Origin of the sequence: Pseudomonas sp. FP2294, assembly GCF_030687625.1 — a bacterium.
GTDB lineage: Bacteria > Pseudomonadota > Gammaproteobacteria > Pseudomonadales > Pseudomonadaceae > Aquipseudomonas > Aquipseudomonas shahriarae.
Map to the genome: position 1 here is coordinate 3,398,918 of NZ_CP117441.1, position 18,440 is coordinate 3,417,357.

Genomic DNA, 18,440 nt, shown 5'->3' on the forward strand with positions numbered 1-18,440 from the left:
CGACTGTCCGAGAACACCCCATGCAGCTCTCTTCGCTCACTGCGGTTTCCCCTGTTGACGGCCGCTACGCCGGCAAAACCCAGGCCCTGCGCCCTATTTTCAGCGAATACGGCCTGATCCGTGCTCGTGTACTGGTTGAAGTGCGCTGGCTCCAGCGCCTGGCCGCTCACCCCGCCATCAGCGAAGTGCCGGCGTTTTCTGCGCAAGCCAACGCGGTACTCAACACCCTGGCGGAAAACTTCTCCCTGGAGCACGCCGAGCGTGTGAAAGAGATCGAGCGCACCACCAACCACGACGTCAAAGCCATCGAGTACCTGCTCAAAGAACAAGCGGCCAAGCTGCCGGAACTGGCCCAGGTCAGCGAGTTCATCCACTTTGCCTGCACCAGCGAGGACATCAACAACCTGTCCCACGCCCTGATGCTGCGCGAAGGCCGTGATGACGTGATGCTGCCACTGATGCGCCAGACCGCCAACGCCATCCGCGAACTGGCCATCCGCTTCGCCGACGTGCCGATGCTGTCGCGCACCCACGGCCAGCCAGCCTCGCCGACCACCCTGGGTAAAGAACTGGCCAACGTGGTGTACCGCCTGGAGCGCCAGATCGCGCAAGTGGCTGCCGTGCCATTGCTGGGCAAGATCAACGGCGCCGTAGGCAACTACAACGCCCACCTGTCGGCCTACCCTGAGATCGACTGGGAAGCCAACGCCCGCGCCTTCATCGAAGACGAGCTGGGCCTGGGCTTCAACCCGTACACCACGCAGATCGAACCCCACGACTACATCGCCGAGCTGTTCGACGCCATTGCGCGCTTCAACACCATCCTGATCGACTTCGATCGCGATATCTGGGGCTACATCTCCCTGGGCTACTTCAAGCAGCGCACCATCGCAGGCGAAATCGGCTCGTCGACCATGCCGCACAAGGTCAACCCGATCGACTTCGAAAACTCCGAAGGCAACCTGGGCATCGCCAACGCCTTGTTCCAGCACCTCGCCAGCAAGTTGCCGATCTCCCGCTGGCAGCGCGACCTGACCGACTCCACCGTATTGCGCAACCTCGGCGTGGGCTTTGCCCATAGCGTGATCGCGTACGAAGCCAGCCTCAAAGGCATCAGCAAGCTGGAGCTCAACGCGCAGAAAATCGCCGCTGACCTGGACGCCTGCTGGGAAGTCCTGGCCGAGCCGATCCAGACCGTAATGCGCCGCTACAACATCGAAAACCCGTACGAGAAGCTGAAAGAGTTGACACGCGGCAAGGGCATCAGCCCTGAAGCACTGCAAACTTTCATCGACGGCCTGGACATGCCAGCTGCGGCCAAGGCCGAGCTGAAACTGCTGACCCCGGCCAACTACATCGGCAACGCTGTAGACCAAGCCAAACGCATCTGATTGCGGCTTGACCCCTTAAGACGCCCGGCAGCGCCGGGCGTTTTTATTCCCGTCTGAAAAGTGCTTTTTTTCAATAGGTTACACATGAATCCTGATATTCCTCTTCAACTTCTGGGCGGCATCACGGCAAGGGAATTCCTGCGCGACTACTGGCAGAAAAAACCACTGCTGATCCGCCAGGCCATCCCTGATTTCGAAAGCCCGATCGACGCCGACGAACTGGCCGGCCTGGCACTGGAAGAAGAAGTCGAGTCGCGCCTGGTGATCGAGCACGGCGAGCGCCCGTGGGAGCTGCGTCGCGGCCCATTTGCCGAAGATGCCTTCAGCACCCTGCCCGAGCGCGAGTGGACCCTGCTGGTGCAGGCGGTCGACCAGTTCGTACCGGAAGTGGCCGAGTTGCTGGAGCAGTTCCGCTTCCTGCCAAGCTGGCGCATCGACGACGTGATGATCAGCTTTGCCGCCCCTGGTGGCAGCGTAGGCCCGCACTTCGATAACTACGATGTGTTCCTGCTGCAGGCCCATGGCAAGCGCAACTGGAAGATCGGCCAGATGTGCAACTCGGAGAGCCCGCTGCTGCAACACGCCGACCTGCGCATCCTAGCCGAATTCGAAGAGAGCGCCGAATGGGTGCTGGAGCCTGGCGACATGCTCTACCTGCCGCCGCGCCTGGCGCACTTCGGCATCGCCGAAGATGACTGCATGACCTACTCGGTCGGCTTCCGCGCACCGAGCGCCGCCGAAGTGCTGACCCACTTCACCGACTTCCTCAGCCAGTACCTGACGGATGAAGAGCGCTACACCGACGCCGATGTCCAGCCCGTCAGTGACCCGCACCAGATCCAGAGCGACGCCCTCGACCGCCTGAAAAGCCTGCTGGCCGAGCACATGAGCGACGAGCGCATGCTGCTGACCTGGTTCGGCCAATTCATGACCGAGCCGCGCTACCCGGAACTGGTCGCCGGCCCCGAAGAGCTGGCGCAGGATGAAGTGATCAGCAGCCTGGAAGACGGTGCAGTCCTGATCCGCAACCCGAGCGCGCGCCTGGCCTGGTCGGAAGTGGACGACGATGTATTGCTGTTCGCCAGCGGCCAGAGCCGTTACCTGCCGGGCAAACTGCGCGAACTGCTGAAGTTGATCTGCGCGGCCGACGCCCTGCACGTCGACAACCTGGGCCCGTGGCTGGTTGATGAAGATGGCCGCGACCTGCTGTGCGAACTGGTCAAGCAAGGAAGCCTGGGGTTTGCCGATGAATAAAATTCACGTAAGTGTCGCGGACTGGCAAAAGGATATCGCCGAGATTCGGCGCATTCGTGAAGCGGTATTTATCGCTGAACAATCGGTTCCACCTGAGCTGGAATGGGACGCAGACGACGCCGGGGCCATGCATTTCCTCGCGTTCGAAGGCGACTTCCCCATTGGCACGGCGCGCCTGCTGCCCAGCGGCGAGATCGGTCGCGTATCGGTCCTCAAGGACTGGCGCGGGCTGAAGGTCGGCGACAAACTGATGGAAGCGGTGATTGGCGAGGCCGAGAAACGCGGCCAGACCCGGCAGTTCCTCAGCGCACAGGTGTATGCCGCGCCGTTCTATGAGCGGTTGGGGTTCAAGATCGTCAGCGGGGAATTCCTGGAAGTCGGGATTCCCCATGTTGATATGGAACGCGAGGGCTGACTTTAGACCCAGTCGCTCCCTTCGCGAGCAAGCCCGCTCCCACACTTGATCGAGCTCGACCCCTGAAATGCGGTCAAAAGTGGGAGCGGGCTTGCTCGCGAAGGCGTCATTAGCAGCCCCCCCCCAAAAAGGCCCTGCCATCCACCGATGCCAGGGCCTTTTGCCGTCTACGATTCAACTTGCGCCCCGCCGGGCCGATAAACTGGCACCATCAAGCCCAAATGACTTGCAGAGATAACGGACATGTCCCTACGCACCCTAGTCGCCAGCCTGCTCATGGCCGTCAGCTTATCGGCAATGGCAGCCACCGAAGTCGTACCCTTGAACAACCGCACCAGCGCCGACCTGTTACCCGTGGCGCAGAATTTCATTGGCAAGGACGGCACTGTCAGCGCCTACGGCAATCAGTTGATCGTCAATGCCGAGCCCGACAGGATCCAGGCCCTGCGCGCCCTGCTCGCACAACTGGATACACCCTCCAAACGCTTGCTGATCACCGTCGACACCAACGAAAACAATCAGCAGGCCAACCGCCAGGTCATCACCTACAGCACCGAAAGCCGAGACGGCGGGATCCAGCAGATCCAGGCCAGCGAAGGCGTGCCCGCACTGATCCAGGTCGGCCAGAGCGTGCCACTGACCACCACCCAGCCCGATGCCTATGGCCGCCCGCAAAACCAGACCCAGTACCGCAACGTCACCCAGGGCTTCTATGTCACCGCCAGCGTCACCGGCGAGACCGTGCACCTGAGCATCAGCACCAATCGTGACCGCATGAGCCAGGAGCGTCCCGATGTAGTGAACGTGCAAAGTACCGACACAACCGTCAGCGGGCGCCTGGGTGAGTGGATCACCCTGGCCGGCATCAATCGCCAGACCCAGGCCGACAAACAGGGCGCGACCCGCACCTACTCGACCCAGGGCCGGGATGACCTGACAGTGCGGGTCAAAGTCGACACCTTGAACTGAAGCACCAAAAACTGACTGATTAGTCGTATTAGACCAAAGATGTAGTGCCATAAAAAAAGCACTACAAAACATTTGACGATCCAAAAAAGCATGGGCATGATGGCCTCGCTCCCGCTAATCAGGGGCCCTGGCAAGGGCCTTCGGATCGTCGCTCCAAGTTACCCACCTGAGCCGATTCGTGTCTGTACCGCCCACAAGGCGTGTTTGACGAGGTTGCGACTGGAACGAAGTTGTCCCGAGGGACGGAAGCTAACCAGGTAACCCGGCAACACACTGTTGGATCGTACAAAGGCCCACGACGCCCGAAGACTGTTCTCGGTTCGCCTCTACCTGCTCACTTTCTCCCTTGAGCCTATCGTTCATCCCGTCGCCTTCCCCGCCAAGCCCAACTTGACCGCCTAAGCTTCTGGTCAGCGAGCAGCCATAACCACGTACTGAATGCGTGGCTGGCAAAACGGAATTTTCAACCCAGTAGTTTTTCCACAAAAGACGCGACGAGGTTTTTCCCCATGGCACTGACACGCGAACAGCAAATTGCAGCCCTTGAAAAAGACTGGGCTGAAAACCCACGCTGGAAAGGCGTGACTCGCGCTTACTCCGCTGCTGACGTCGTCCGCCTGCGCGGCTCGGTTCAACCCGAGCACACCTTTGCAAAACTGGGCGCCGAGAAGCTGTGGAAGCTGGTTACCCAGGGCGCCAAGCCGTCCTTCCGCCCCGAGAAAGATTTCGTCAACTGCATGGGCGCCCTGACCGGCGGCCAGGCTGTGCAACAAGTCAAGGCCGGTATCCAGGCGATCTACCTGTCCGGCTGGCAAGTGGCTGCGGACAACAACTCCGCCGAGTCCATGTACCCTGACCAATCGCTGTACCCGGTGGACTCCGTGCCAACCGTGGTCAAGCGCATCAACAACTCGTTCCGCCGCGCCGACCAGATCCAGTGGAAAGCCGGTAAAGGTCCGGGCGACGAAGGCTACATCGACTACTTCGCGCCAATCGTGGCTGACGCCGAAGCCGGTTTCGGTGGTGTACTGAACGCCTACGAGCTGATGAAAAGCATGATCGAAGCAGGCGCCGCCGGCGTGCACTTCGAAGACCAACTGGCTTCCGTGAAAAAATGCGGCCACATGGGCGGCAAGGTACTGGTTCCGACCCAGGAAGCCGTACAGAAGCTGACCGCTGCCCGTCTGGCAGCTGACGTTGCCGGCACGCCGACCATCATCCTGGCCCGTACCGACGCCAACGCTGCTGACCTGCTGACTTCGGACTGCGACCCGTACGACCAGCCGTTCGTGACTGGCGAGCGCACCCAGGAAGGTTTCTACAAGGTACGCGCCGGCCTGGATCAAGCAATTGCCCGCGGCCTGGCCTACGCACCGTACGCCGACCTGATCTGGTGCGAAACCGCCAAGCCAGACCTGGACGAAGCCCGTCGCTTCGCCGAGGCGATCAAGAAGGAATACCCGGACCAACTGCTGTCCTACAACTGCTCGCCTTCTTTCAACTGGAAGAAGAACCTGGACGACGCGACCATCGCCAAGTTCCAGCGCGAACTGTCCGCCATGGGCTACAAGCACCAGTTCATCACCCTGGCCGGCATTCACAACATGTGGCACAGCATGTTCAACCTGGCGCACGACTACGCCCGCAACGACATGACTGCCTACGTGAAGCTGCAAGAGCAGGAATTCGCTGACGCCGCCAAAGGCTACACCTTCGTGGCGCACCAGCAGGAAGTGGGCACCGGCTACTTCGACGACATGACCACCGTGATCCAGGGCGGCACCTCGTCCGTGACCGCGCTGACCGGCTCGACCGAAGAAGAACAGTTTCACTAAGTGACCTGAGTACACGGCCATTGCGGGCCCGATAGAAAGCTAACCGCAGTGCCGCACGATCTGACGCCCCGACTGGTTCGGGGCGTTTTTTTGCCTGGGCGAAAGGTTACTGCCCCCCCTCCCGAAACCCAATGTGGGAGCTGGCCTGCCTGCGGTAGCGGCGTTTCAGCCACCCATTTGCCTAATGCCCCACCGCCATCGCGGCGATGCGGCGATCCGAAAAGCCCGACTCCCACAGAAACCGAGTCAAAACGACTTTTTGAGCAAAACCTTGATCCAGAGCGGTATTGGCTTAGGAAAAATCAGTTAAAAGTTGCGCGCTGGCAACTTGCGCCATACGGGCAAGTAACAACAACTTTCCCCGCGACGCACTCAACACCCGCTTAAAACTCTCGCAAACAATATTCATTATCATTTAGAGCAATAAAACTTCGTTACACCCTAAACAAAACACAATTGATTAAAATCAAGCTAATGCCCGCAGCGTCTGGGCTACAGCCCCACAAAGGTGCACTATGTCCTTATTTCAGCGAATAATTTAGCCACAGGAATTTTACTTGCTAGGTGTTTAGCCATAAAATCACCGCGATTGATTGCGCTGCGACATATCGTCACTGCGTCGTTACTTTTTCGAGCTCAGAGACCTTTGCTCTCTGTTAAGGATTTCCAGCATGACCGAAGCGACAGGACTCATGGCCCACAACTGGGGCTTTGCCATTTTCCTCCTCGGTGTTGTCGGCCTCTGCGCCTTCATGCTCGGTGTTTCCAGCCTCCTCGGGTCAAAAGCCTGGGGCCGCAGCAAAAACGAACCGTTCGAGTCCGGCATGCTACCTACAGGTGGCGCCCGCTTGCGGCTCTCAGCCAAATTCTATCTGGTCGCGATGCTGTTCGTGATCTTCGATATCGAAGCCCTCTTTCTCTTTGCCTGGTCTGTGTCCGTCCGCGAAAGCGGCTGGACCGGATTCGTCGAAGCTCTCGTTTTCATAGCAATTCTGTTGGCAGGTCTTGTCTACCTGTTCCGAGTGGGCGCCCTTGACTGGGCTCCGGAAGCTCGTCGCAAGCGGCAAGCGAAGCTGAAACAATGAGGCTTTGGCGATGCAATACAATCTCACCAGGATCGACCCGGATGCTCCTAACGATCAGTACCCCATCGGCGAGCGGGAAACCGTCTCCGATCCGTTAGAAGACCAAGTCCACAAAAACATCTACATGGGCAAGCTGGAAGACGTGCTGAGTGGCGCGGTCAACTGGGGGCGTAAGAACTCCCTGTGGCCGTACAACTTCGGCCTTTCGTGCTGCTACGTGGAAATGACCACCGCCTTCACGGCGCCCCACGACATCGCGCGCTTTGGCGCCGAGGTTATCCGGGCATCGCCGCGTCAGGCGGATTTCATGGTTATCGCCGGTACCTGCTTTATCAAGATGGCGCCGATCATCCAGCGTCTCTACGAGCAAATGCTCGAGCCGAAGTGGGTTATCTCCATGGGTTCGTGCGCCAACTCCGGTGGCATGTACGACATCTACTCCGTGGTTCAGGGGGTCGACAAGTTCCTGCCCGTGGACGTCTACGTGCCTGGCTGCCCGCCCCGCCCTGAAGCTTTCCTGCAAGGCTTGATGCTGCTGCAGGAGTCGATTGGCAAGGAGCGTCGCCCACTGTCCTGGGTTGTCGGCGATCAAGGCGTGTACCGCGCCGAGATGCCGTCACAAAAGGAACAGCGCCGCGAACAGCGAATCGCAGTCACCAACCTGCGCAGCCCCGACGAAGTCTGATCCAGAACCGCTTCTTTTATAGAACGAAAACCTGGCTTCATTCTTTACGTTGACCGAAAGCGATAAAAAACCATGACTACAGGCAGTGCTCTGTACATCCCGCCTTATAAGGCAGACGACCAGGATGTGGTCGTCGAACTCAATAACCGTTTTGGCCCTGACGCCTTCACTGCCCAGGCCACACGCACCGGTATGCCGGTGCTGTGGGTGGCGCGTGCCAAGCTCGTCGAAGTCCTGACCTTCCTGCGCAACCTGCCCAAGCCGTACGTCATGCTCTATGACCTGCATGGCGTGGACGAGCGTCTGCGCACCAAGCGCCAGGGGCTGCCGAGCGGCGCTGATTTCACCGTGTTCTATCACCTGATGTCGCTGGAACGTAACAGCGACGTGATGATCAAGGTCGCCCTGTCGGAAAGCGACCTGAGCATCCCGACCGTGACCGGTATCTGGCCGAACGCCAGCTGGTACGAACGCGAAGTCTGGGACATGTTCGGCATCGACTTCCCGGGCCACCCGCACTTGACGCGCATCATGATGCCGCCAACCTGGGAAGGTCACCCGCTGCGCAAGGACTTCCCTGCCCGCGCCACCGAATTCGATCCGTTCAGCCTCAACCTGGCCAAGCAGCAGCTTGAAGAAGAAGCGGCGCGCTTCCGTCCGGAAGACTGGGGCATGAAACGCTCCGGCACCAACGAGGACTACATGTTCCTCAACCTGGGCCCGAACCACCCTTCGGCCCACGGTGCCTTCCGCATCATCCTGCAACTGGACGGCGAAGAAATCGTCGACTGCGTACCGGACATCGGCTACCACCACCGTGGTGCCGAGAAAATGGCCGAACGCCAGTCCTGGCACAGCTTCATCCCGTACACCGACCGTATCGACTACCTCGGCGGCGTGATGAACAACCTGCCGTACGTGCTCTCGGTCGAGAAGCTGGCCGGCATCAAGGTTCCGGACCGCGTCGACACCATCCGCATCATGATGGCCGAGTTCTTCCGGATCACCAGCCACCTGCTGTTCCTGGGTACCTATATCCAGGACGTCGGCGCCATGACCCCGGTGTTCTTCACCTTCACCGACCGTCAGCGTGCGTACAAGGTCATCGAAGCCATCACCGGCTTCCGCCTGCACCCGGCCTGGTACCGCATCGGCGGTGTGGCCCACGACCTGCCGAACGGCTGGGAGCGCCTGGTCAAGGAATTCATCGACTGGATGCCCAAGCGTCTGGACGAGTACCAAAAGGCTGCGCTGGATAACAGCATCCTCAAGGGCCGGACCATCGGCGTCGCCCAGTACAACACCAAGGAGGCCCTGGAGTGGGGTGTCACCGGTGCTGGCCTGCGTTCCACCGGTTGCGATTTCGACCTGCGCAAGGCGCGCCCGTACTCCGGCTACGAGAACTTCGAGTTCGAAGTCCCGCTGGCGGCCAACGGCGATGCCTACGACCGTTGCATCGTGCGCGTCGAAGAAATGCGCCAGAGCCTGAAAATCATCGAGCAGTGCATGCGCAACATGCCGGCCGGCCCGTACAAGGCGGATCACCCGCTGACCACGCCGCCGCCTAAAGAGCGCACCCTGCAGCACATCGAAACCCTGATCACGCACTTCCTGCAAGTCTCGTGGGGCCCGGTCATGCCGGCCAACGAGTCCTTCCAGATGATTGAAGCGACCAAGGGTATCAACAGTTATTACCTGACGAGCGATGGCGGCACCATGAGCTACCGCACCCGGATTCGTACCCCAAGCTTTGCCCACTTGCAGCAGATCCCTTCGGTGATCAAAGGCGAGATGGTCGCGGACTTGATTGCGTACCTGGGTAGTATCGATTTCGTTATGGCCGACGTGGACCGCTAAGCATGAACAGCACGCTTATCCAGACAGACCGTTTCACCTTGAGTGAAACCGAGCGCTCGGCCATCGAGCACGAGCTGCATCACTACGAAGACCCGCGCGCGGCGTCTATCGAAGCCTTGAAGATCGTCCAGAAGGAACGTGGCTGGGTGCCCGATGGTGCCCTCTACGCCATCGGCGAGATCCTCGGCATCCCGGCCAGCGATGTGGAAGGCGTGGCGACGTTCTACAGCCAGATCTTCCGCCAGCCGGTCGGCCGCCACATCATTCGCGTGTGCGACAGCATGGTCTGCTACATCGGTGGCCACGAGTCGGTGGTCGACGCGATCCAGAGCAAGCTGGGCATCGGCCTGGGCCAAACCACTGCAGACGGTCGCTTCACGCTGCTGCCGGTGTGCTGCCTGGGCAACTGTGACAAGGCGCCGGCGTTGATGATCGACGACGACACATTCGGCGACGTCCAGGCTGCTGGCGTCACCCAATTGCTCGAGGGCTACCCATGACCCTGACTTCCTTTGGTCCCGCCAACCTGATCAAGCGTTCGGCCGAGACTCACCCGCTGACCTGGCGCCTGCGTGACGACGGCGAGGCGGTATGGCTTGACGAGTACCAGGCCAAGAACGGTTACGCCGCAGCGCGCAAAGCCTTTGCCGACATGGCCCAGGACGATATCGTCCAGACCGTGAAGGACGCAGGCCTTAAAGGTCGCGGTGGTGCAGGCTTCCCCACGGGTGTGAAGTGGGGCCTGATGCCTAAAGACGAATCCATCAACATCCGTTACCTGCTGTGCAACGCGGATGAGATGGAGCCCAACACCTGGAAAGACCGCATGCTGATGGAGCAACTGCCCCATCTGCTGATCGAAGGCATGCTGATCAGTGCCCGTGCGCTGAAAACCTACCGGGGCTACATCTTCCTGCGTGGCGAATACACCACCGCCGCCAAGCACCTGAACCGTGCCGTGGCCGAAGCCAAGGCCGCAGGCCTGTTGGGCAAGAACATCCTCGGTTCGGGTTTTGACTTCGAACTGTTCGTGCATACCGGCGCCGGGCGTTATATCTGCGGTGAAGAAACCGCCCTGATCAACTCCCTCGAAGGCCGCCGCGCCAACCCGCGCTCCAAGCCGCCCTTCCCTGCCGCCGTTGGCGTGTGGGGCAAGCCTACGTGCGTGAACAACGTCGAGACCCTGTGCAACGTGCCGGCGATCATCGCCGACGGCGTGGACTGGTACAAATCCCTGGCCCGCGAAGGCAGCGAAGACATGGGCACCAAGCTCATGGGCTTCTCCGGCAAGGTCAGGAACCCTGGCCTGTGGGAGCTGCCATTCGGCGTGACCGCCCGTGAGCTGTTCGAGGACTACGCCGGCGGCATGCGCGACGGCTACACCCTCAAGGCCTGGCAGCCAGGCGGCGCCGGCACCGGTTTCCTGTTGCCCGAGCACCTCGACGCACAGATGTATGCCGGCGGCATCGGCAAGGTGGGCACCCGGATGGGTACCGGCCTGGCGATGGCGGTGGACAACACCGTGAACATGGTCTCGCTGCTGCGCAACATGGAGCAGTTCTTCGCTCGCGAATCCTGTGGCTTCTGCACCCCGTGCCGCGATGGCTTGCCATGGAGCGTCAAGCTCCTGATGGCGATCGAGAAAGGCGAAGGCCAGCCGGGGGATATCGAGACCCTGCTGGGCCTCGTGGGTTTCCTCGGCCCGGGCAAGACCTTCTGTGCTCACGCACCGGGCGCCGTGGAGCCACTGGGCAGCGCAATCAAGTACTTCCGCTCGGAGTTCGAAGCCGGCATCGCGCCCAAAAGCGCCGCCGTCCCGCCTCTGGCAAAGCCGATCGTAGTCGGCGCGTAACGCTTCAATAGGCGAAGGGTCCGTGCCCTTCGCCTTGTCATGTGCTGACGCCTTGAAGGCTGTGTTGATGCACATGAATAACAAGATTCCATTAGCCACGCCCGCTGACAACGGGCCAACGAAGAACTTTGAACCATGGCCACTATCCACGTAGACGGCAAAGCGCTCGAAGTCGATGGGGCGGACAACCTGTTACAGGCGTGTCTGTCACTAGGCCTCGACATCCCTTATTTCTGCTGGCACCCCGCGCTTGGTAGCGTCGGTGCCTGTCGCCAGTGTGCGGTCAAGCAGTACACCGACGAAAACGACACCCGTGGTCGTATCGTTATGTCCTGCATGACGCCGGCCACCGACAACACCTGGATTTCCATCGACGATGATGAATCCAAGGCGTTCCGCGCCAGCGTTGTCGAATGGCTGATGACCAACCACCCCCACGACTGCCCGGTCTGTGAGGAAGGCGGTCACTGCCACCTGCAAGATATGACGGTGATGACCGGCCACAACGAGCGCCGTTATCGCTTCACCAAGCGTACCCACCAGAACCAGGACCTCGGCCCGTTCATTTCCCACGAAATGAACCGCTGCATCGCCTGCTATCGCTGTGTGCGCTTCTATAAAGACTACGCCGGCGGCACCGACCTGGGCGTATTCGGCGCCCACGACAACGTGTACTTCGGTCGCGTTGAAGACGGCGTGCTCGAAAGCGAGTTCTCCGGCAACCTCACCGAGGTCTGCCCGACCGGTGTGTTTACCGACAAGACCCACTCCGAGCGCTACAACCGCAAGTGGGACATGCAGTTCTCGCCGAGCATCTGCCATGGCTGCTCCAGCGGTTGCAACATCTCCCCGGGCGAGCGCTACGGCGAACTGCGTCGCATCGAAAACCGCTTCAACGGTTCGGTCAACCAGTACTTCCTGTGCGACCGTGGCCGTTTCGGCTATGGCTACGTCAACCGCGAAGACCGCCCTCGCCAGCCATTGCTGGCCGATGGCGCCAAGCTGAGCCTGGACGCGGCGCTGGATAAAGCCGCTGACCTGCTGCGCGGGCGCAACATCGTGGGTATCGGTTCGCCACGCGCCAGCCTCGAAAGCAACTACGCGTTGCGCGAGCTGGTAGGCGCCGAGCACTTCTACAGCGGTATCGAAGCCGGTGAGCTGGAGCGCATTCGCCTGGTCCTGCAAGTGCTCAATGACAGCCCGCTGCCAGTACCGAACATGCGCGACATCGAAGACCACGACGCGATTTTCGTGCTCGGTGAAGACCTGACCCAGACCGCCGCACGTATCGCCCTGTCGCTGCGCCAGTCGGTCAAAGGCAAGGCCGAAGAAATGGCCGACGCCATGCGCGTCCAGCCGTGGCTCGACGCCGCGGTGAAAAACATCGGCCAGCACGCGCTGAACCCGCTGTTTATCGCCAGCCTGGCTGAAACCAAGCTCGACGATATCGCCGAAGAATGCGTACACGCAGCACCCGACGACCTGGCTCGCATCGGTTTCGCCGTGGCCCACGCCCTCGAGGCCAGCGCCCCTGCCGTCGAAGGCCTGGACGCAGAAGCTGCAGCCCTGGCCCAGCGCATCGCCGATGCCCTGCTGGCGGCCAAGCGTCCACTGATCATTGCCGGTACCTCGCTGGGTTCCAAGGCGCTGATCGAGGCCGCCGCCAACATCGCCAAAGCCTTGAAGCTGCGCGAGAAGAACGGCTCCATCAGCCTGGTCGTGCCGGAAGCCAACAGCCTCGGCCTGGCCATGCTCGGTGGCGAGTCCCTGGACAGCGCCCTGCAAGCCGTGATCGACGGCACTGCGGACGCCATCGTGGTACTGGAAAACGACCTGTACACCCGCACCGATGCGACCAAGGTCGATGCAGCGCTGAATGCTGCCAAAGTGCTGATCGTCGCCGATCACCAGAAGACCGCCACCAGCGACCGCGCCCACCTGGTGCTGCCAGCCGCCACCTTCGCCGAAGGCGACGGGACCCTGGTCAGCCAGGAAGGCCGCGCCCAGCGCTTCTTCCAGGTGTTCGATCCAAAGTACATGGACGCCAGCATCCTGGTTCACGAAGGCTGGCGCTGGCTGCATGCCCTGCGCGCAACCCTGCTGAACCAGCCGATCGACTGGACCCAGCTCGACCACGTCACCGCAGCCGTCGCCGCGAGCGCACCGCAGTTGGCGCGTATCGTCGATGCCGCACCGTCCGCCGCGTTCCGCATCAAGGGCATGAAGCTGGCCCGTGAACCGCTGCGTTACTCCGGGCGTACCGCCATGCGCGCGGATATCAGCGTGCACGAACCGCGTACCCCGCAAGACAACGACACCGCGTTCGCCTTCTCCATGGAAGGCTACTCGGGTTCGGTCGAGCCCCGTCAGCAGGTGCCATTTGCCTGGTCGCCGGGCTGGAACTCGCCGCAGGCCTGGAACAAGTTCCAGGACGAAGTCGGTGGTCATATCCGCGCTGGCGACCCAGGCACCCGCCTGATCGAAAGCACCGGCGATTCGCTGAACTGGTTCGCTGCAGTACCGCGTCCGTTCAACCCGGCCCAGGGCACCTGGCAGGTTGTGCCGTTCTTCCACCTGTTCGGCAGCGAAGAGACCTCTTCCAAAGCCGCACCGGTGCAAGAGCGCATTCCACAAGCCTACGTGTCCGTGGCCAAGTCCGAAGCCGATCGCCTGGGCGTCAACGACGGTGCCCTGCTCAGCGTGAACGTAGCCGGCCAGACCCTGCGTCTGCCGCTGCGCATCAACGACGAGCTGGGTGCTGGCCTGGTTGCACTGCCAAAAGGCCTCGCCGGGATTCCTCCTGCGATCTTTGGCCAAACCGTTGACGGTCTGCAGGAGGCAGCGCAATGACCTGGTTCACCCCTGAAGTGATCGACGTGATCATCTCGGTCGTCAAGGCCATCGTGATCCTGTTGGCCGTGGTCGTCGCGGGCGCCCTGCTCAGCTTCGTCGAACGTCGCCTGCTGGGCTGGTGGCAGGACCGTTACGGTCCGAACCGCGTTGGCCCATTTGGTATGTTCCAGATCGCTGCCGACATGCTGAAAATGTTCTTCAAGGAAGACTGGACCCCGCCGTTTGCCGACAAGGTGATCTTCACCCTGGCACCGGTCGTGGCCATGAGCGCCTTGCTGATCGCCTTCGCGATCATCCCGATCACCCCGACCTGGGGCGTGGCGGACCTGAACATCGGCTTGCTGTTCTTCTTCGCCATGGCCGGTCTGTCGGTCTACGCGGTGCTGTTCGCCGGCTGGGCCAGTAACAACAAGTTCGCCCTGCTGGGCAGCTTGCGGGCCTCGGCCCAGACTGTGTCCTACGAAGTGTTCATGGGCCTGGCGCTGATGGGCATCGTGGTGCAGGTGGGCTCGTTCAACATGCGCGACATCGTCGAGTACCAGGCACAGAACCTGTGGTTCATCATTCCGCAGTTCTTCGGCTTCTGTACCTTCTTCATCGCTGGCGTGGCCGTGACTCACCGTCACCCTTTCGACCAGCCCGAAGCGGAACAGGAACTGGCCGACGGTTACCACATTGAATATGCCGGCATGAAATGGGGCATGTTCTTCGTCGGTGAGTACATCGGCATCATCTTGATCTCGGCCCTGCTGGTCACGCTGTTCTTCGGCGGCTGGCACGGTCCGTTCGGCATCCTGCCGCAGTTGGCGTTCTTCTGGTTCTTCCTCAAGACCGCGTTCTTCATCATGTTGTTTATCCTGCTGCGCGCTTCCATTCCGCGTCCACGATACGACCAGGTGATGGATTTCAGCTGGCGCTTCTGCCTGCCGCTGACCCTGATCAATTTGCTGGTGACTGCTGCCGTTGTGTTGTTGAACACGCCAGCGGGCGCGGTTCAGTGAGGATTTGACCCATGTTCAAATATATTGGCGACATCGTTAAGGGTACCGGTACCCAGTTGCGAAGCCTGGTGATGGTTTTCGGCCATGGCTTTCGCAAACGCGACACCCTGCAATACCCGGAAGAAGCGGTGTACCTGCCGCCGCGTTATCGCGGCCGTATCGTACTGACCCGCGACCCCGATGGCGAAGAGCGTTGCGTAGCCTGCAACCTGTGCGCCGTGGCGTGCCCGGTTGGCTGTATCTCCCTGCAGAAAGCTGAAACCGAAGACGGTCGCTGGTACCCGGACTTCTTCCGCATCAACTTCTCGCGCTGCATTTTCTGCGGCCTCTGCGAGGAAGCTTGCCCGACCACCGCAATCCAGCTGACACCGGATTTCGAAATGGCCGAGTTCAAACGTCAGGACCTGGTGTACGAGAAAGAAGATCTGTTGATCTCTGGTCCCGGTAAAAACCCTGATTACAACTTCTATCGTGTTGCAGGTATGGCCGTTGCCGGTAAGCCCAAGGGCGCCGCACAAAACGAAGCCGAGCCGATCAACGTGAAGAGCTTGCTGCCTTAAGGAAGAAAGATGGAATTCGCTTTCTATTTCGCATCGGGTATTGCAGTGGTGTCCACGCTTCGCGTGATCACCAACACCAACCCCGTGCACGCCCTGCTCTACCTGATCATTTCGCTGATCGCCGTGGCCATGACCTTTTTCAGCCTCGGCGCACCGTTTGCCGGTGTCCTGGAAGTGATCGCCTACGCTGGCGCCATCATGGTGCTGTTCGTGTTTGTGGTGATGATGCTCAACCTGGGGCCGGCTTCGGTCGCCCAGGAGCGCGTCTGGCTCAAGCCCGGCATCTGGCTTGGCCCGGTGATCCTGGCAGCGCTGCTGCTGGCTGAACTGCTGTATGTACTGTTCGCTCACCAGAGCGGCCAGGCCATCGGCCACACCACCGTAGACGCCAAGGCCGTGGGCATCAGCCTGTTCGGCCCGTACCTGCTGGTGGTCGAACTGGCTTCGATGCTGCTGCTCGCTGCAGCCATCACTGCCTTCCACTTGGGCCGCAACGAAGCCAAGGAGCAATGACGATGCCTGCTATCCCTTTGGAGCATGGTCTGGCGGTCGCCGGCATCCTGTTCTGCCTTGGCCTGGTCGGCCTGATGGTTCGCCGTAACATTCTGTTCGTGTTGATGAGCCTGGAAATCATGATGAACGCTGCTGCACTGGCCTTCATCGTGGCGGGTGCGCGTTGGGGCCAGCCGGATGGGCAAGTGATGTTCATCCTGGTGATCAGCCTGGCAGCCGCCGAGGCCAGTATTGGCCTGGCGATCCTGCTGCAACTGTATCGTCGCTTCCACACGCTTGATATCGACGCTGCCAGTGAGATGCGCGGATGAACATGATCTTTCTGACTTTCGTATTTCCCCTGATCGGTTTCCTGCTGCTGTCGTTCTCCCGTGGACGCTGGTCGGAAAACCTCTCGGCCCTGGTCGGCGTGGGTTCCATTGGCCTGTCGGCGATTGTCGCCGCCTACGTCATCTGGCAATTCAACGTTGCGCCACCAGAAGCGGGTCACTACACCCTGGTGCTGTGGCAGTGGATGGCGGTCGAAGGCTTCAAGCCTGACTTCGCCCTCTACGTCGACGGCCTGTCGATCACCATGCTCGGCGTGGTGGTGGGCGTGGGCTTCCTGATCCACCTGTTCGCGTCCTGGTACATGCGCGGTGAGGCCGGTTACTCGCGCTTCTTCGCCTACACCAACCTGTTTATCGCCAGCATGCTGTTCCTGGTGCTGGGCGATAACCTGTTGTTCCTGTACTTCGGCTGGGAAGGCGTGGGCCTGTGCTCGTACCTGTTGATCGGTTTCTACTACAGCAACCGCAACAACGGTAACGCGGCACTCAAGGCGTTTGTCGTGACCCGGATCGGCGACGTGTTCATGGCAATCGGCCTGTTCATCCTGTTCCAACAGGTGGGCACGCTGAATATCCAGGAACTGCTGGTGCTGGCACCGCAGAAATTCCAGGTCGGCGACTTCTGGATCACCCTGGCGACCCTGATGCTGCTGGGCGGCGCTGTCGGTAAGTCGGCACAACTGCCACTGCAAACCTGGCTGGCAGACGCCATGGCCGGTCCTACCCCGGTTTCGGCACTGATCCACGCCGCCACCATGGTGACCGCCGGTGTCTACCTGATCGCCCGTACCCACGGCCTGTTCACCCTGGCGCCGGAAATCCTGCACCTGGTGGGCCTGGTGGGTGGCGTGACCCTGGTGCTGGCCGGCTTCGCCGCGCTGGTGCAGACCGACATCAAGCGGATCCTCGCTTACTCGACCATGAGCCAGATCGGCTACATGTTCCTGGCCCTGGGCGTCGGCGCCTGGGACGGCGCGATCTTCCACCTGATGACCCACGCCTTCTTCAAGGCCCTGCTGTTCCTCGCGTCCGGTGCGGTGATCGTTGCCTGCCACCACGAGCAGAACATCTTCAAGATGGGCGGCCTGTGGAAAAAACTGCCGTTGGCCTACGCCAGCTTCATCGTCGGCGGCGCGGCGCTTGCAGCCCTGCCACTGGTGACCGCAGGTTTCTACTCCAAAGACGAAATCCTCTGGGAAGCCTTTGCCAGCGGTAACCAAGGCCTGCTGTACGCCGGTCTGGTTGGCGCATTCATGACCTCGCTGTACACCTTCCGCCTGATCTTCATCACGTTCCACGGTGAAGCCAAGACCGAAGCCCACGCAGGTCACGGCATTTCCCACTGGCTGCCACTGTCGGTGCTGATCATCCTGTCGACCTTCGTCGGCGCCATGATCACCCCGCCACTGGCTGGCGTACTGCCACAAAGCGTCGGGCATGCCGGCGGCGACGCCAAGCACAGCCTGGAAATCGCCTCGGGCGCCATCGCCATCGCCGGTATCCTGCTGGCGGCCATGTTGTTCCTCGGCAAGCGTCGCTTCGTCACTGCCGTGGCCAACAGTGGCATTGGCCGCTTCCTTTCGGCCTGGTGGTTCGCTGCCTGGGGCTTCGACTGGATCTACGACAAACTGTTCGTCAAGCCTTACCTTGCGATCAGCCATGTACTGCGCAAAGACCCGCTCGACCAGACCATTGGTTTGATCCCGCGTGCCGCCAAGGCCGGTCACACCGCCCTGAGCCGCACCGAGACCGGCCAATTGCGTTGGTATGCAGCTTCCATGGCGGCCGGTGCCGTGCTGGTGATCGGCGCCATCGTAGTGGTAGCGGTCTGATATGAACTT

General features: G+C 60.9%; 16 protein-coding genes. All 16 read left to right on the forward strand.

Going from position 1 to position 18,440, the window contains the following annotated elements; genetic code table 11:
- Nucleotides 1-20: 20 nt before the first annotated feature.
- Nucleotides 21-1,391 carry an adenylosuccinate lyase gene (gene purB, locus PSH73_RS15025; RefSeq protein WP_038441746.1) on the forward strand — a complete coding sequence of 457 codons (1,371 nt, stop codon included), beginning with the start codon at nt 21-23 and terminating at the stop codon, nt 1,389-1,391.
- An 84-nt stretch (nt 1,392-1,475) separates the two neighbouring features.
- Nucleotides 1,476-2,645, forward strand: coding sequence for a cupin domain-containing protein (locus PSH73_RS15030; protein WP_057441404.1), 1,170 nt, complete (start codon nt 1,476-1,478; stop codon nt 2,643-2,645).
- Entirely contained in the window at nt 2,638-3,060 is a 423-nt protein-coding gene (locus PSH73_RS15035; protein WP_029293368.1) for a GNAT family N-acetyltransferase, read from the forward strand. Before PSH73_RS15030 ends, PSH73_RS15035 begins: the two co-directional genes overlap by 8 nt.
- 243 nt (nt 3,061-3,303) lie before the next feature.
- Entirely contained in the window at nt 3,304-4,029 is a 726-nt protein-coding gene (locus tag PSH73_RS15040; protein ID WP_305460835.1) for a secretin N-terminal domain-containing protein, read from the forward strand.
- A 509-nt stretch (nt 4,030-4,538) separates the two neighbouring features.
- Nucleotides 4,539-5,864, forward strand: a complete 1,326-nt coding sequence (gene aceA / locus PSH73_RS15045) for an isocitrate lyase (RefSeq protein WP_003219577.1) — start codon at nt 4,539-4,541, stop codon at nt 5,862-5,864.
- Nucleotides 5,865-6,535: 671 nt separating this feature from the next.
- The gene (locus PSH73_RS15050; RefSeq protein WP_003219575.1) at nt 6,536-6,949 is read left to right on the forward strand and encodes an NADH-quinone oxidoreductase subunit A; all 414 of its coding nucleotides are present in this window, start codon (nt 6,536-6,538) and stop codon (nt 6,947-6,949) included.
- 10 nt (nt 6,950-6,959) lie between these two features.
- Nucleotides 6,960-7,634: an NADH-quinone oxidoreductase subunit B family protein gene (locus PSH73_RS15055; RefSeq protein WP_012724951.1), complete on the forward strand. Its 675-nt coding sequence runs from the start codon at nt 6,960-6,962 to the stop codon at nt 7,632-7,634.
- A gap of 72 nt (nt 7,635-7,706) precedes the next feature.
- Nucleotides 7,707-9,491: an NADH-quinone oxidoreductase subunit C/D gene (nuoC, locus tag PSH73_RS15060; protein WP_033896875.1), complete on the forward strand. Its 1,785-nt coding sequence runs from the start codon at nt 7,707-7,709 to the stop codon at nt 9,489-9,491.
- A 2-nt stretch (nt 9,492-9,493) separates the two neighbouring features.
- The gene (nuoE, locus tag PSH73_RS15065) at nt 9,494-9,991 is read left to right on the forward strand and encodes an NADH-quinone oxidoreductase subunit NuoE (protein ID WP_057441399.1); all 498 of its coding nucleotides are present in this window, start codon (nt 9,494-9,496) and stop codon (nt 9,989-9,991) included.
- Nucleotides 9,988-11,343 (forward strand): NADH-quinone oxidoreductase subunit NuoF, encoded by a 1,356-nt coding sequence (gene nuoF, locus PSH73_RS15070; RefSeq protein WP_305460837.1) that lies wholly within the window; start codon nt 9,988-9,990, stop codon nt 11,341-11,343. The genes nuoE and nuoF overlap by 4 nt, the downstream gene beginning before the upstream one ends.
- Before the next feature lie 135 nt (nt 11,344-11,478).
- Entirely contained in the window at nt 11,479-14,193 is a 2,715-nt protein-coding gene (nuoG, locus tag PSH73_RS15075) for an NADH-quinone oxidoreductase subunit NuoG (protein ID WP_305460839.1), read from the forward strand.
- A complete protein-coding gene (gene nuoH, locus PSH73_RS15080) occupies nt 14,190-15,197 on the forward strand; it encodes an NADH-quinone oxidoreductase subunit NuoH (RefSeq protein WP_017737147.1) in 1,008 nt (335 codons plus the stop codon). Before nuoG ends, nuoH begins: the two co-directional genes overlap by 4 nt.
- A gap of 11 nt (nt 15,198-15,208) precedes the next feature.
- Nucleotides 15,209-15,757, forward strand: coding sequence for an NADH-quinone oxidoreductase subunit NuoI (gene nuoI / locus PSH73_RS15085; protein WP_003174725.1), 549 nt, complete (start codon nt 15,209-15,211; stop codon nt 15,755-15,757).
- A gap of 9 nt (nt 15,758-15,766) precedes the next feature.
- Nucleotides 15,767-16,270 (forward strand): NADH-quinone oxidoreductase subunit J, encoded by a 504-nt coding sequence (nuoJ, locus tag PSH73_RS15090; RefSeq protein ID WP_017476146.1) that lies wholly within the window; start codon nt 15,767-15,769, stop codon nt 16,268-16,270.
- A gap of 2 nt (nt 16,271-16,272) precedes the next feature.
- Complete coding sequence (gene nuoK / locus PSH73_RS15095) at nt 16,273-16,581, forward strand: NADH-quinone oxidoreductase subunit NuoK (RefSeq protein ID WP_003174727.1); 309 nt, start codon at nt 16,273-16,275, stop codon at nt 16,579-16,581.
- Nucleotides 16,578-18,431 (forward strand): NADH-quinone oxidoreductase subunit L, encoded by a 1,854-nt coding sequence (gene nuoL, locus PSH73_RS15100; protein ID WP_029293339.1) that lies wholly within the window; start codon nt 16,578-16,580, stop codon nt 18,429-18,431. The genes nuoK and nuoL overlap by 4 nt, the downstream gene beginning before the upstream one ends.
- Nucleotides 18,432-18,440: the final 9 nt, after the last annotated feature.